This window comes from Arthrobacter sp. ov118, from assembly GCF_900116495.1.
In the GTDB taxonomy this organism is placed as follows: Bacteria; Actinomycetota; Actinomycetes; order Actinomycetales; family Micrococcaceae; genus Arthrobacter.
Genome location: NZ_FPAY01000001.1, coordinates 505,654 through 519,724, shown reverse-complemented (window position 1 = coordinate 519,724; position 14,071 = coordinate 505,654). Strand labels below are relative to the sequence as shown.

13 protein-coding genes are annotated in these 14,071 nt (G+C 66.3%); 8 read left to right on the top strand and 5 right to left on the bottom strand.

Features of this window, described 5'->3' with window-relative positions; all coding sequences use genetic code 11:
• The first annotated feature begins 66 nt into the window (after positions 1-66).
• The gene (locus tag BM372_RS02400; protein ID WP_090951289.1) at positions 67-912 is read left to right on the top strand and encodes a universal stress protein; all 846 of its coding nucleotides are present in this window, start codon (positions 67-69) and stop codon (positions 910-912) included.
• Here the strand turns inward: BM372_RS02400 and BM372_RS02395 are convergent.
• From BM372_RS02395 to rarD, 4 genes are read right to left on the bottom strand one after another with little or no spacing between them, the layout of a single operon-like run.
• Positions 909-1,736: a class I SAM-dependent methyltransferase gene (locus BM372_RS02395; RefSeq protein WP_090951286.1), complete on the bottom strand. Its 828-nt coding sequence runs from the start codon at positions 1,734-1,736 to the stop codon at positions 909-911. The genes BM372_RS02400 and BM372_RS02395 overlap by 4 nt on opposite strands.
• Positions 1,733-3,256 (bottom strand): putative bifunctional diguanylate cyclase/phosphodiesterase, encoded by a 1,524-nt coding sequence (locus BM372_RS02390; protein WP_090951282.1) that lies wholly within the window; start codon positions 3,254-3,256, stop codon positions 1,733-1,735. The genes BM372_RS02395 and BM372_RS02390 overlap by 4 nt, the downstream gene beginning before the upstream one ends.
• Complete coding sequence (locus BM372_RS02385) at positions 3,243-3,641, bottom strand: DUF7793 family protein (protein ID WP_256213997.1); 399 nt, start codon at positions 3,639-3,641, stop codon at positions 3,243-3,245. The genes BM372_RS02390 and BM372_RS02385 overlap by 14 nt, the downstream gene beginning before the upstream one ends.
• Positions 3,642-3,698: 57 nt before the next feature.
• Positions 3,699-4,739, bottom strand: coding sequence for an EamA family transporter RarD (gene rarD / locus BM372_RS02380; RefSeq protein ID WP_256213996.1), 1,041 nt, complete (start codon positions 4,737-4,739; stop codon positions 3,699-3,701).
• 127 nt (positions 4,740-4,866) lie between these two features.
• Here rarD and BM372_RS02375 point away from each other — a divergent pair, with 127 nt between their 5' ends.
• From BM372_RS02375 to BM372_RS02345, 7 genes are all read left to right on the top strand, one after another.
• Positions 4,867-6,303 carry an FAD-dependent oxidoreductase gene (locus BM372_RS02375; RefSeq protein WP_090951276.1) on the top strand — a complete coding sequence of 479 codons (1,437 nt, stop codon included), beginning with the start codon at positions 4,867-4,869 and terminating at the stop codon, positions 6,301-6,303.
• Between the two features lie 60 nt (positions 6,304-6,363).
• Positions 6,364-7,125, top strand: a complete 762-nt coding sequence (locus BM372_RS02370) for an ion transporter (protein ID WP_090951273.1) — start codon at positions 6,364-6,366, stop codon at positions 7,123-7,125.
• Between the two features lie 150 nt (positions 7,126-7,275).
• A complete protein-coding gene (locus tag BM372_RS02365) occupies positions 7,276-8,649 on the top strand; it encodes a GAF domain-containing protein (RefSeq protein WP_090951270.1) in 1,374 nt (457 codons plus the stop codon).
• Positions 8,650-8,786: 137 nt separating this feature from the next.
• Entirely contained in the window at positions 8,787-10,310 is a 1,524-nt protein-coding gene (locus tag BM372_RS02360) for an acetaldehyde dehydrogenase ExaC (protein WP_090951267.1), read from the top strand.
• A gap of 126 nt (positions 10,311-10,436) precedes the next feature.
• Positions 10,437-10,844, top strand: a complete 408-nt coding sequence (locus BM372_RS02355; protein WP_090951264.1) for a DUF779 domain-containing protein — start codon at positions 10,437-10,439, stop codon at positions 10,842-10,844.
• A 173-nt stretch (positions 10,845-11,017) separates the two neighbouring features.
• The gene (locus tag BM372_RS02350) at positions 11,018-12,613 is read left to right on the top strand and encodes an amino acid permease (RefSeq protein ID WP_090951263.1); all 1,596 of its coding nucleotides are present in this window, start codon (positions 11,018-11,020) and stop codon (positions 12,611-12,613) included.
• Between the two features lie 144 nt (positions 12,614-12,757).
• The gene (locus tag BM372_RS02345) at positions 12,758-13,363 is read left to right on the top strand and encodes a TetR/AcrR family transcriptional regulator (RefSeq protein WP_090951260.1); all 606 of its coding nucleotides are present in this window, start codon (positions 12,758-12,760) and stop codon (positions 13,361-13,363) included.
• A gap of 39 nt (positions 13,364-13,402) precedes the next feature.
• On the opposite strand, the gene BM372_RS02340 is transcribed toward BM372_RS02345, so the two are convergent.
• Positions 13,403-14,038 (bottom strand): DUF2461 domain-containing protein, encoded by a 636-nt coding sequence (locus tag BM372_RS02340; RefSeq protein ID WP_090951257.1) that lies wholly within the window; start codon positions 14,036-14,038, stop codon positions 13,403-13,405.
• Between the last annotated feature and the right edge of the window lie 33 nt (positions 14,039-14,071).

The window sequence follows — 14,071 nt, the reverse complement described above, 5'->3', positions numbered from 1 at the left end:
GGCCGACGTCGCCCGGTACCCCCGGGCGACACTGGCCGCTGCTACAAACCCATAAGGGGTTCATACATGCGATACGTAGTCGGTTATACGCCCACAGAATGCGGCGCGGACGCCGTAGCGCTGGCTTCTGCCATGGCCCGGGCGCAGGGAGCGCATCTCGACCTTGTCTATGTAGCGGACCGGCGCACCCCCGGGGGGAGCGCATCAGAGCAGCGGGTCCTTGCGGCTGAACGCGAGGGCCTGGCATTGGTCCCGGAAGGTCTGGAGGCGGACTTTCACGTCCGCCAGGCCGACTCACTCGCTGCCGGGCTGATCGACGCCGCCCAGGAATACCGGGCCGGCCTGATCGTGGTCGGCGCCGCGAGCAACGGCCTGTTCAAGCGACACTCCTTGGGCAGCGTGGCCAACGCACTCCTGCACGCGGCCACGGTGCCGGTGGCACTGGCGCCGCGCGGCTACCGCCGGACCGAAGCCATCAGGCGCCTGACCCTCGCCGTGGGGCAGCGCGTCGGAGCAGAGGCGGCCATCGACGTCGCGATCGAATCCGCGGAGCGCCGCGGTGTGCCGCTTCGGCTCGTCTCCCTGGTGGAGCTCGACGTCGAGGGCGAGAGCGGCGAGAACGTCAATGCCGCGCACATCCACGCCAACACCGTCCTTACCGCCGCCGCGCATCGTCTGCCCGAGGGCCATCAGGTCACCGTCGAAGTCGCCCACGGCCGCACGATAGAGGAAGCGATCGAGGGCCTGGAGTGGGACGACGACGAAGTCATGATCGTGGGGTCCTCTCGCCTGGCGGAGAAGTACAAGCTTTTCATCGGAAGTACCGCCAACAAGGTGCTGCGGGCTCTCCCGGTTCCGATGGTGGTGATCCCGCGCGACTACCAGCGGGTGGATAGCTTCCCGGAGGTTTAGGGCCGGGCGGACCCTCCCGGCGGCCTGCGGCCCAGGACCGCCCAGTACGCCGGCACGTTGCCGGGCGGTCCGCCGGGTTCCATCGGCACCGTTGCGAGGAAGGTGGAACCCTCGGCAACGAGGGTCCAGCGGCTGGCGGGGAAGACGCGCGAGCGTTGCCGGGCGCCGAAGTGGCCGGGTTTCGGCAGGGCGGAAATGGCCTGGCGGAGCGGTCCTGGAATCCGGTCGCCTGTGGCGCCCAGGCTTCGAAGATAGCTCAGCGCACCGCCCGGGACGTTCGTCTCCACCAGATAGATCCGTCCTCGGGCGCCGAGCAGCGCCTCGACCGAGCCCGCGAGGCTTGCCTGCCGCCGGCGGCTGAGCACATGGAAAACGCCGCGGACAAAAACGTTGGCGTCGCCGATTTCGTGTGCGAGCCCGGCGGCGGCGGCCGGTCGCGTGGCATCCAGGCTCCGGAAGCTGAGGCCCGGAACACGCGCGTGGGCGGATCGCGCTGAGGCCACGGCCTCGGGGGAGACGTCGACGCCCAGCACCGAGGGGAAGAGGCCGGTGAGCTGCCGGGAGATGGCGCCGTTCCCGCAGCCGAGATCGACCATGGGAAGGCTGGTGTCCATCAGGTCCGCCATGGCCCGCAGGTGACTCCGGGTCTCGTCGTGCCCGGCACCGGCGGCGTCCCAGATAATCGGTTCCGCGAGGGATCCCTGCGACACCCCGCGCCAGAAGTCGTCCCACCGCCGGTCCGGGCGCCGGGGCCGGTGCAGCGACAGTGCCGCAACCCGGGCCACGAGCCGGACTGTGTCCCCAGCCCGAACGGGTCCGTTCATGCGGCGTCCCTGCCCGCCAGCAGTTCCGTCATGTCGGCAACGGACAGCGGCCGGCTGAAGAAGTACCCTTGGCCGAACTCGCAGTCGAGCTGCCGCAGCCTGTCCGCTTGCTCGCGGTCCTCGATGCCCTCTGCGACGGCGCCCAGTCCGGCCGAATGGATCAACTGCAGGATGGCCGCCACGAACTCCTCCTGCTGCCGGTCCGTGGTCAGCCCGTCCAGCAGGGACTTGTCGATCTTCGCCTGCGCTGCGGGCAGTGCACGCAGATAGCTGATGGACGAATAGCCCGTGCCGAAGTCGTCAATCTCGATCCGGACACCGAGGTCATTGAGCGACTGCATGGTGGCCGCGACTTCCGGTCCGCCGCGCATGATCGCGGTTTCGGTGATTTCGATCGAGATATGACTGGGTTCGACGCCGTGCCCGACCAGCAGGCTTTCGATAAACGGCGCGAGATCGACGTGGTGCAGATCTGCCGGTGAAAGATTGATATGCGTGCGGAAGTCCGCCGGAATCCCGGGATTGGCCTTCCAGCGGCCGGTTTGCGCGATGGCGTTCCGGAGCACCCAGTGGCCGATTTCGCCGGTGAGCCCGGCTTCGTCGGCAGCGTCGAGGAACGTGGCCGGCGCCAGCAGACCCAAGTCCGGGTGCTGCCAGCGGATCAGGGCCTCAGCGCCGGCAATCTTACCGGTGCGCAGATCGATGATGGGCTGGTACTCCAGCTCGAGCTCGTTCGCAGCCAGCGCCGTCCTGAGCTCGGCCACCAGGTGGACGCGCTGTTTGGCCGCCTCGTGCATGGCCCCGGAAAACACCCGAAGGGTGTCCCGGCCGCGCTTTTTGGCCTCGTGCATCGCGATGTCGGCGTCGCGGATGAGCTCCTCGCCACGCAGCCCGGGTTCGCCCAGCCGGACTCCGGTTCCCGCGGTGAGGGCGACCGCGATGCCGCCGGCATCGATCCTGTCCTTCAGCGATTCGCCGAGCCGGGCCGCGGTCTCCAGCACCGCATCCGGTTCCTGGTCCACAACGAGGACAGCGAACTCGTCGCCGCTAAGGCGTGCAATCAGGTGGCCGGGCCCGGCCGCGCTGAGTCGCAGGGCCGCTTCCCGCAGGACCGTGTCCCCGGCAGCGTGGCCCAGGCTGTCATTGATGAGCTGGAATGAATCGAGGTCCAGCAGTATGAGCGCGGGCTGCCGGCCCCCATGGGCGCCGGCGACGGCTTCAGCGACTTTTTCCTGCAGGAGTGAGCGGCTGGCCAGCCCGGTCAGTTCGTCGGTGTTGATCACGCGCCGGAGTTCCGCCTTGGCCGCTTCCAGCAGCGCAGTCCGCTGGGCGACGCGGACTTCCAGCTCTTCATACATGCTCTGGAGTTCGTCGGCGAGCAGGTTGATGCCGGTCGTGACGGCGTCAATGCCGTCGCGTGCCGGCGAGACCTGCAGGCGGTTGGACAGATCGCCGGAGGACAGTACAACGATGCCGTCTACGAGTTCCTCGAGGCGGCGTTCATCATCAGGCGCCGTCATGGCCCTGTGAGGCTAGCCAGCGGACCGCCTCTTCGTCGTCGGTGAAAAAGCGCGTCGGAACCGGTGCCGCATTGACGCCCAGGAAGAAGTTGGCGAGCACCCGGTCGACGGCGGACGACCCGAGGAGCGCGATTGCAGAGGCGTCGCAGCGCTTGGCGAACACGGCCCTGGCGGCCCGGCTGACGGACTCCGTCGTGGCCATGTCGATCAGCAGTGGCGTGGGCCGGCCGCCGCACATCTCGTTGACGCGGTCCATGGCCAGCTGGGCGCTGGGGGCATCAATGACGACGCCCCGGGTCCACTCGAGGCGCAGGATGCCATCGCTGTCGAAGCCCAGGGAAGAGATGTCCTGCCCGTTGGAACTTCCAAGATCCTTTTCTGACACCAAAACCCTCAATTCCGCCCCGCCGTGTCCGTTCATAATGACACTAGCGCAATGACCCTAATGGACTCCGGCGCGGGCCAGCTTCCGGGTCACGGAGTTTCTCCGGGCGGTCCACAGCATGTCCACGGTCAGCACCAGCAGGGCCAGCCAGACGACGCCGAAACCGATCCAGCGGTCCGGCGTCATGGTTTCCTTGAACACCACGAGCGCCACAATGAACTGCAGGACGGGTGCGAAGTACTGCAGCAGTCCGATGGTGGTCATCGGCAGCCGGCGCGCGGAGGCCCCGAAGAACAGCAGCGGCACGGCGGTGATGACGCCCGACGCCGCCAGCAGCCAGAAGTGTCCGGCGCCGTTGGTGGTCAGCGTGGCCGCCCCGCTGACCGCGAGGAAGATCATGGTTGCCCCGGCCAGCGGCGCCAGGACCACCGTCTCCACGGTCAGGCTGGTGAGCGCGTCCGCGCGCGGGCCGACGCGCTTCTTGACGAAACCGTACAGGCCGAAGCTCACCGCCAGCGTTAGGGCGATCCAGGGGAGTTTGCCGTAGGAGACGGTGAGGACGCCCACCGCAATGAAACCAATGCCGACGGCGGCCCACTGCAGCGGACGCAGTTTTTCCTTCAGGACAAAGACCCCCAGCAGCACGGAGACCAGCGGGTTGATGAAGTAGCCCAGGGAGGCCTCGACGGCCTGGCCGGTGGTGACGCCGTAGGTGTAGGTCAACCAGTTCACCGCGATCAGCGCCGCGGCGATGGACAGCGGGCCGATCACCGTGCGGTTCCGGAACGCTGCCGCCAGCACCCGCCAGGACCGCGTGACGGTAATCAGCAGGACGCAGAACACCAGGGAGAAGACCACCCGGTTGGCGACGATTTCCACCGCCCCCGCCGGATGGAGCACGAAGAAGTAGAGGGGCAGCAGGCCCCACAGCCCGTAGGCGCCGATCCCGAACAGGATCCCCGCCGTCGTTTCCTTGTCTACCGGTGCCGGTCCCGCGGGCGGCACCCGTTTTGGTCCCGCTGGCGACAGCGCTGCAGAGGGTGAGGCGCGCAAGGCGGCCGGCGGAGCTGGGGAGAAGGATCCTTCGGGTTTAGGCACAAGAGCAATAACACCACTTGCACGGACCCTATTCCTGCCAACGGGACCCACACGGCCCAGCGACATTAGAATAGGTGCCTGTGCGCTGTATCTACTGGCGCTGTCCTAAGACTCAGAAGGGCTCCCGGTGTCCAACTCGGCCGAATCCACATTCCCTCGTCCCCTCCGTGTTGCGATTGTCGGCGCGGGGCCGGCCGGCGTCTACGCTGCAGACATCCTGACGAAGTCCAATGAAGTCAAAGAAGGCGACGTCGAGGTCAGTATCGATCTCTTCGAGGCCTACCCGGCCCCGTACGGCCTGATCCGCTATGGCGTGGCTCCTGACCATCCGCGGATCAAGGGGATCGTCAACGCACTGCACAAGGTCCTAGACCGCGGGGACATCCGCTTCCTGGGCAACGTCACTTACGGCCGCGACCTGACCCTGCACGACTTCCGGGCCTTCTACGACGCCGTCATCTTCTCCACCGGGGCCATCAAGGACGCGGACCTGGACATCCCCGGGATCGGGCTCGAGGGGTCCTTCGGCGGCGCCGATTTCGTCTCCTGGTACGACGGGCACCCGGACGTGGCGCGGGACTGGCCGTTGGAGGCCAAGGATATCGCCGTGATCGGCAACGGCAACGTGGCCCTGGACGTCGCCCGCATGCTCGTCAAGCACGCAGACGAACTCCTGGTCACGGAAATCCCCGACAACGTCTACCGCGCCCTGAAGGACTCTCCGGTCACGGACGTCCACGTGTTCGGCCGCCGCGGGCCGGCCCAGGTGAAGTTCACGCCGCTGGAGCTGCGCGAACTCAGCCACGCCAAGGACGTGGACATCGTCCTGTATCCGGAGGATTTCGAGTTCGACGAGGCCTCGGACGAGGCCATCCGCAGCAACAACCAGACCCGGACCATGGTCAACACGCTGACGAACTGGCTGGTCGAGGAGCATGCCGAGGCCGACGAGCCGTCCTCGCGCCGGCTGCACCTGCACTTCCTGCACAGCCCCGTCGAGATCCATGACGACGCCGAGAATCCCGGCAAAGTCGCCGGCATCAAGTTCGAACGCATGCGGCTGGACGGCACCGGGAACGTCAAAGGCACCGGGGAGTTCATCGACTACCCGGTCCAGGCGGTCTACAGGGCGATCGGCTACCACGGGTCGCCGCTGGACGAACTCGAATACGATGCCCGCCGCGGCATTGTCCCCAACGAGGGCGGCCGCGTGCTCGACGCTGAGGGAAACCCTGTCCCCGGGATCTACGCCACGGGCTGGATCAAGCGCGGCCCGGTCGGGCTGATCGGCCACACCAAGGGCGACGCTCTGGAGACCATCGGCTGCCTGCTGGAGGACCGGCTGACGCTGCCGCCGGCGCAGAACCCCGACCCGCAGGCCATCATCGACCTGCTCCAGGAGCGGGGCATCGAGTACACGACGTGGGAAGGGTGGATCAAGCTCGACGCGCACGAGCTCGCCCTCGGTGCGGAGTGGTCCGCAGCGGAGTCCGCCAACGGGATCGCGCGGGAGCGGATCAAGGTTGTGCCGCGTGAGGACATGATCGAGATTTCCCGCGGCTAGGGCTTGTCTGCCGGGCGAAAAGCATCGGCTTCGCAGCTGCTTACGTGCCAGAATCCTTTCATGATCAAGGAACGCAGTGAACTGAAGAGCATCGGATACGAGATCTTCATCGGTATCCTTTCGATCCTGTCGATCGTCAATCTCGTGCTCTTGTATGTGGTGCAGGAGCAGTCCCTCGACACCGTGCTTACGGTGATGAACGCCGTTTTCAGCGTGATCTTTGTTGCCGACTTCCTCTACCGGATCTTCACCGCGCCATCGGCGGCCGCCTATTTCTTCAAGCACTTCGGCTGGGCCGACCTGCTGGCCAGCGTGCCTTTGGCGCAATTCAAGATCCTGCGCGTTTTCCGGCTGATCCGCGTATACCGCCTGCTCCGCGAGGTCGGCATCCGCACGGTCGGCCGCGCGCTGATCAAAGACCGGGCTGGCAGTTCGCTGTACGTACTGCTGGTCATGGGCATTTTCGTCCTGGAATTCGGAAGCCTCACGATGCTCCGCGTCGAGCAGGGCGCCCGAGGGGCCAACATCACGAGTGCCTCGGACGCAATCTGGTACACGATCGTCACTATCTCGACAGTTGGATACGGTGACCAGTATCCGGTCACCGATGCGGGCCGCATCATCGGGGCAGGCATAATCGTCGTCGGCGTCGGTATCTTCGGCACGTTCACCGGTTACCTGGCCAACTTCTTCCTGTCGCCCAAGGCTCCCGTGCCGGCGGTCGACGCCAGTCCCGCGACGGTCGAAGGACTCCGCCTGCGCCTCGAGGAGTCCGAAGCCAAGCTCGCCGAGATCAGGAAGCTGCTCGTCGAGCCAACTTAGTGAAGGTCGGCATGACGAAGTCGCGATGGGAAGTTGCCGCGATGACAAACCCCCTGGCTGCGCCGCGTTTCCAAACGTCCCACGCGGCACTACACTGGGCCGGACGAGGCGGCCTCCGGCGCGCCGTCGAGCCCGTCCGGTGGGAGTTCAATGACGAATCTGGTCCGTCCGGCAGCACTGTTACCGCCATCAGGCGGGGTCACCGCAGCGCTGCGCCAGCGGCATGCCAGCGCCGGGCACGAGGCACTGGACTCGCGCGGACCTGATTTCCCCGCAAGCCTGCGCCTGTCCGGGCTCAGCAGGCTGGTCCAGGAATCGTGGCAGCGGTCGGTGGAACTGCAGGCCAACCCGGACCACCCCGAGGCCCCGCTGGCCATGGACCGCGAAGAACTCGAGGAGTACCGCCGCCAGCATCCGCTGGCCGCCATCATGCCAGTGATCCACAAGCTCCTGGTCCTGCCCAGCCACGACAGCGGGATGCTGGTGGCAGTGGGGGACGAGGTCGGTAGGCTGCTCTGGGTGGAAGGCGACGCCGGCCTGCAGCGCCGGGCCGAAGGCATGATGTTCGTCCCCGGTGCCGACTGGTCCGAAGCGAAAGTCGGCACCAGCGCCCCGGGCACCGCGCTGGCCCTTGGCCGCGGCATCCAGATCTCCGGCGCGGAACACTACAAGCGGTCGGTGCATCCGTGGAGCTGCACGGCCGTGCCGTTCCATGATCCGGATTCCGGCGCCCTGCTGGGTGTGGTGGACATCACCGGCACGGAATCGGCGGTCGCCCCCCACACGTTATCGCTGGTTGAAGCCACGGTGGCCGCTGCCCAGGCGCATCTGCGGGTGGAACGGCTGCAATTGGCCGCCGCGCGTCACGCCCCGCCGTCCCGGCGGCGGAGCCCGGCCGCACCGAAACCGGCGGGGCCGAATAGCCTGTACCGCAACAGCCTCCAGCTGCTCGGCCGCGACCAGGCACTGCTGAGCATCGACGGCCGCACCGTGGCCTTGTCCGCCCGGCACAGCGAGATTCTGGCCCTGCTCAGCACCCACCCCGGAGGGCTGAACGCCGGCGAGCTGGGCGCCCTCCTCTACGCCAAGGACGCCTCGACCATGACTTTGCGTGCGGAGATGGTGCGACTGCGCAAGGTCCTCCTGGAGCTCAGTCCCGGCGCCGTCCCGGAATCACGCCCCTACCGGCTGCCGCTGGACGTTGTTCCGGACGCCGGCCAGGTGCTGAACTGCCTGCAGCGCGGCGCGCACCGGATAGCGCTTGAAATCTACCGCGGCGCCGTGCTGCCGCGCTCCGAAGCCCCCGGCATTGTGGAACTGCGGGCCAGGGTCTCCGCGCTCATGCGCGAAGCACTGCTGACCGACGGCAGCGCGGAATCGCTGCTGAAGTACGCCGAGCTGCCCGAGGCAAGGGACGACGTCGAGATCCGGAGAGCCGCCCTCAAGCTGCTGCCGCCCCGCTCGCCCAAGCGGACCGCCGTCGTCGCCGATCTGGAACGGCTGGACCGCGAACTGGGCCTCTAAGCCTTGGTGTCGCCGCCTGCCAGTGACAGGGCTCACACGGTTGCAACCTGACTGCAACCCTTGTCTCCCTACGCTGGGTGCAACGGGGGCCGGAAGCGCCTTGCTGCCCCCGAACTTGCACAGCAAAGGAGCTAGCAATGACTGTTTACGCCCAGCCCGGCACCGAGGGCTCGAAGGTTACCTTCCAGGACCGCTATGAAAACTGGATCGGCGGGGAATGGGTGGCCCCGGTCAAGGGCCAGTACTTCGAGAACATCACCCCGGTGACCGGCAAGGCATTCTGCGAGGTCGCCCGCGGCACGGCCGAGGACATCGAGTTGGCGCTGGACGCCGCGCACAAGGCTGCGCCGTCCTGGGGCAAGACCTCCGTGGCCGAGCGTGCCGCGATCCTGAACAAGATCGCAGACCGGATCGAGGCAAACACGGAGATGCTTGCCGTCGCCGAAACCTGGGACAACGGCAAACCGATCCGCGAAACCCTCAACGCCGACATTCCGCTCGCCGCCGACCACTTCCGCTACTTTGCCTCCGCCGTCCGTGCCCAGGAGGGCCGGCTTTCCCAGCTCGACGACGACACCACCGCCTACCACTACCACGAGCCCCTCGGCGTCGTGGGCCAGATCATTCCGTGGAATTTCCCGATCCTCATGGCCGTATGGAAGCTCGCCCCCGCCCTCGCCGCCGGCAACGCCGTTGTGCTGAAGCCGGCCGAGCAGACGCCGTCCTCGATCCTGGTCCTGATGGAACTGATCAGCGACCTCCTGCCGGCCGGCGTTGTCAACGTCGTCAACGGCTTCGGCGTAGAGGCCGGCAAGCCGCTGGCCTCCAGCTCCCGGATCCGCAAGATCGCCTTCACCGGCGAAACCACCACCGGCCGCCTGATCAGCCAGTACGCGAGCCAGAACCTCATCCCGGTCACCCTGGAACTCGGCGGCAAGAGCCCGAACATCTTCTTCAACGACGTCGCCGAGAACAACGACGCCTTCTACGACAAGGCCCTTGAAGGCTTCGCGCTCTTCGCCTTCAACCAGGGCGAGGTCTGCACCTGCCCCTCCCGCGCCCTGGTGCAGGAAGGCATCTACGACTCCTTCATGGCCGATGCGCTGGCCCGCACCCAGAAGATCATCCAGGGCAACCCGCTGGACACCGAGACGCAGCTCGGCGCCCAGGCCTCCAATGACCAGCTGGAGAAGATCCTGTCCTACATCGATATCGGAAAGCAGGAAGGCGCCAAGGCCCTGACCGGCGGCGCCCGCGCCGAGCTCGCCGGGGATCTGGCCGGCGGCTACTACGTGCAGCCCACCATCTTCGAAGGCCACAACAAGATGCGGATCTTCCAGGAGGAGATCTTCGGGCCCGTGGTGTCCGTGACGCGCTTTAGCGACTACAACGACGCCATGGGGATCGCCAACGACACCCTGTACGGCCTCGGCGCCGGCGTCTGGTCCCGCAACGGAAATGTTGCCTACCGGGCCGGCCGCGAGATCCAGGCCGGGCGGGTGTGGGTCAACAACTACCACGCCTACCCGGCAGGGGCCGCGTTTGGCGGGTACAAGTCCTCCGGCATCGGGCGCGAGAACCACGCGATGATGCTGGACCACTACCAGCAGACCAAGAACCTTCTGGTCAGCTACAACGAGAACAAGCTCGGCTTCTTCTAAGCCGGATTGACCGGGCGGGGCGGACTGAAGTGATCCGCCGGATTCTAGTGATCCGCCGGATTCTGGTGATCCGCCCCGCCCGCACCACCCGCCGTTCCTGCCCGCAGCCGAACCGAGGAAACACTGATGCCCCACACCAGGCTCGACGCCGCCGTCACCCGCGAAGGCGAGGACTTCTCCCGCGTGGCGCTCACCCTTGAAGCCGCCGGGCTGCTCCGCAAGCTGTGGACGCAGCACGGGCCCCTGATGTTTCACCAGTCCGGCGGCTGCTGTGACGGGTCCGCGCCGATGTGCTACCCCGCCGGGGAATTCCTGACCGGCGATTCCGACGTCCTGCTGGGCCTGTTCGACATCTCTGACGGGCTGCAACCGCAGCCGCTGGAATTTTGGATGTCGCGGGAGCAGTTCAATTACTGGAGCCACACCCACCTGACCGTGGACGTCGTCCCGGGCCGGGGAAGCGGTTTCTCGGTGGAAGCGCCGGAAGGCAAGCGCTTCCTGATCCGCTCGACGCTGATGGACTGGCCCGTCTGACGGACCTCAAGACGCGGCTCAGGCAGGTCAAGGCCTGTCCTGGGCCTCGTCCGCAGCAGCCCCTGGCCAACTCGCCATCTCACAATGTGGGACAAATCAGGCCGTCCAGTGGATGGACACTACTATGGATAGGTCTGTTTCCAAACCCAGTTATCGAGATTGCGGACTTTCCTATGAACCTTTTCCGGACCAAATCCATCGAGCAGTCCATGTCCGACGCCGATGAACCCGGACGCAAGTTGAAGCGCTCGCTCAGCACGTGGGACCTCATGATTATGGGCGTCGCGGTTGCCGTCGGCGCTGGCATCTTCTCGGTCGGCGCCAAGGCTGCAGCGAACTTCGCCGGCCCCGCCGTGACCATCTCCTTTGCGATCGCGGCCGTCACGTGCGCGCTCGCCATCATGTGCTACGCCGAATTTGCCACGGCCATCCCGGTGGCCGGTTCCGCCTACGTCTTCACCTACGCGACCATGGGAGAGATCCTCGCCTGGATCATCGGCTGGAACCTGATCCTGGAACTCTTCACGGCTGGCGCTGTCATCGCCAAGTACTGGGGCATCTACCTCAGTAAGGTCTTCGCGCTCATGGGCGTGGACATCCCGCCGTCGATTTCCCTAGGTGGGGTCGACCTCTACTGGGGCGCCTTCCTGATCGTCGCGATCTTCACCGTGCTGCTGGTCCTCGGGACCAAGCTCTCCGCCCGGGTCGGCAACATCTTCACGCTCATCAAGATCGCCGTCGTGCTCTTCGTGATCGTCGTTGGTTTCACCTATGTGAAGTTCGAGAACTACGCACCGTTCGTGCCGGCGTCCCAGCCGACCGGTGGCACCGGTGCCGCCGACGTCCTCAAGCAGTCCTTCTTCGGCTTCCTCACCGGCGCGGCCCCGGCCCAGTACGGAACGCTCGGCATCTTCGCCGGCGCCGCCCTGGTCTTCTTCGCCTTTATCGGCTTCGACGTCGTCGCCACCTCCGCCGAGGAGGTCAAGAACCCGCAGAAGACGCTGCCCCGCGGCATCTTCGGCGGCCTGGCCATCGTCACTTTGCTCTACATCCTGGTGTCCCTGGCGCTGACGGGCATGGTGTCGTACACAAAGCTGGCCGAGGCCAAGAGCCCGACCCTCACCACCGCCTTCGAGGCCGTCGGCAACACCGACGCCGCCAAGGTCATCGCCTTCGGCTCCCTCGTGGGCCTCACCACCGTCATCATGGTGCTCCTCATGGGCCTCTCGCGCGTTGTGCTGGCCATGAGCCGAGACGGGCTACTGCCTCGCTCCTTGTCCAAGACCAGCGCCACACGTGCGACGCCGGCCCGCCTCCAGATCATCTGCGGCGCCGGCGTGGCCCTCGTCGCCGGGCTGACCAACGTGGACCTGCTGGAAGAAATGATCAACATCGGCACGCTCTCCGCGTTCGTGATGGTGAGCCTGGGCATCCTGGTCTTGCGCAAGAAGCGCCCGGACCTGAAGCCGAGCTTCCGCGTCCCGTTCGGCAAGGTGCTCCCGATCGTCTCGGCCGTCCTGTGCCTCTACCTCATGACCAACCTGGCCGTTGAAACCTGGATCTTCTTCGCCATCTGGCTGGTAATCGGTATCGCGATCTACTTCGCCTACGGCCAGCGCCACTCACGGCTGAACGAGAAGTTCGCCGCGGCCAAGGCATCGGTCAACGGCGCGCCTGCTCCGGCCCAAAGCAATGCCGTCGGCGCTGGGTCGAATGCCGCCCCGGCACCCGACGCAGAATCTGACGCGGACGCGCTCACCCGCTCCTAGCCCGGTCCTGCATTACCGAAATCGCCGGAAACGCGCGACTTCGCCGGAAACTTCCGGCGAACTCGTACGGTTCCGGCGATTTCGGCGTTTGGCCCTCCTGGAAGCGGACGACACAAGGGGCAGCCGGCTCCCTAAGATGGGGACATGGCCCGCCCAGCACGACCTGAACGCAAATCTGAGTTGTTGTCTGCGATCCTCGAGTACCTCATGGACAAGTCGCTGGCGGAGCTGACCTTTCGGAGCCTCGCCGACGGGCTCGGGGTCAGCAGCTACGTCCTGGTGTACCACTTTGGCCACCGCGAACAGCTGATCAACGAGATCATCCGCGGCATCGAGTCCCGGCTGGACAGCATCCGGGCCACTGACGTGAGGGACATCGATCGGGACGCCTGGCGCGCCTTCCTCCTCCAGTCCTGGCAGTGGACCATGGCGCAGCGCAACCGGCACCTGGCCCGGCTGGAATTCGAGGCAACGGCCCAGGACGTGGTGGCGGCGGTGCCGCGCGGCACGGCTCAGGAGCACTTCAGGATGCTGCATGAGAAGTCCCGCGACTGGCTCGTTCTCCAGGGGATCCGGCCGGACTTTGCCGATACCGACGCCCGGCTCTTTACCGCCGCGTTCTACGGGCTGCAGTTCGACTTCGTCGTCAATAACCAGCCCGAGCAAGCCAGCCAGGCCTTTGAGCTGATGATGCTGGTCTTCTTCAACAACCTCGACCGGCGGCTCGCCACGGACGGCCAGCACATCTGAGCGGAATATCAGAGAAGATGTATGTCAGGGACCTGCCTGTCAGGGAGCGGCGTAGCGCCCCACCCACTCCACAAGGGGGCGCAATTCCTCCCAGCGCTTTGCCACCTCCTCTACCGCTCCGGGTCCGGCAAGCCACCCGGGCCGGCCGACGTTGGCTCCGGCCGTGAGGGATTTGTACTTGAGAAGCTCCGCCCTGGGATGGTCCTTGTCGAAGCCCCGCGGGACGGACTTCAGTCGTTCGCCCTCCACCGCGAACCCTGCCGCTTCAACCTCGCGCACGATCTTCTGCAGGGCCTCGCCGCTGGCAGGGTTGTCCACGGCGCTGCGAAGGCGTGTCAGCTGGGCGGGAGTGTGGGTGTGGCAACCGCCGCCGATGAGGAGGCCGTCGGCGCTGATCTGGAGATAGAAGCCAACCCCTTCGTCCAGCGCCGCGAAGGCCCCCTGCGCGGTTTTGTAGGGCGACTTGTCCGGCGAGAAACGGACGTCTCGGTTGGGCCGGAAGATCTTGGCCGGGCCGAACCGTGGCTCCAGCTCGGCCAGCAGCCCGGTCAGCGGCTCCTTCACCGCGGCCTCGTAGACGGGTTTGTGCTCCAGCCACCAGTCCCGGTTGTTGTTCTGTTCAAGGTCGGAGTAGAACCGGAAGGCGTCGTCCGGAATGCCTGCAAATGCGGTCATGCCCAAATCCTACGTATCAGTGATACACAGTGG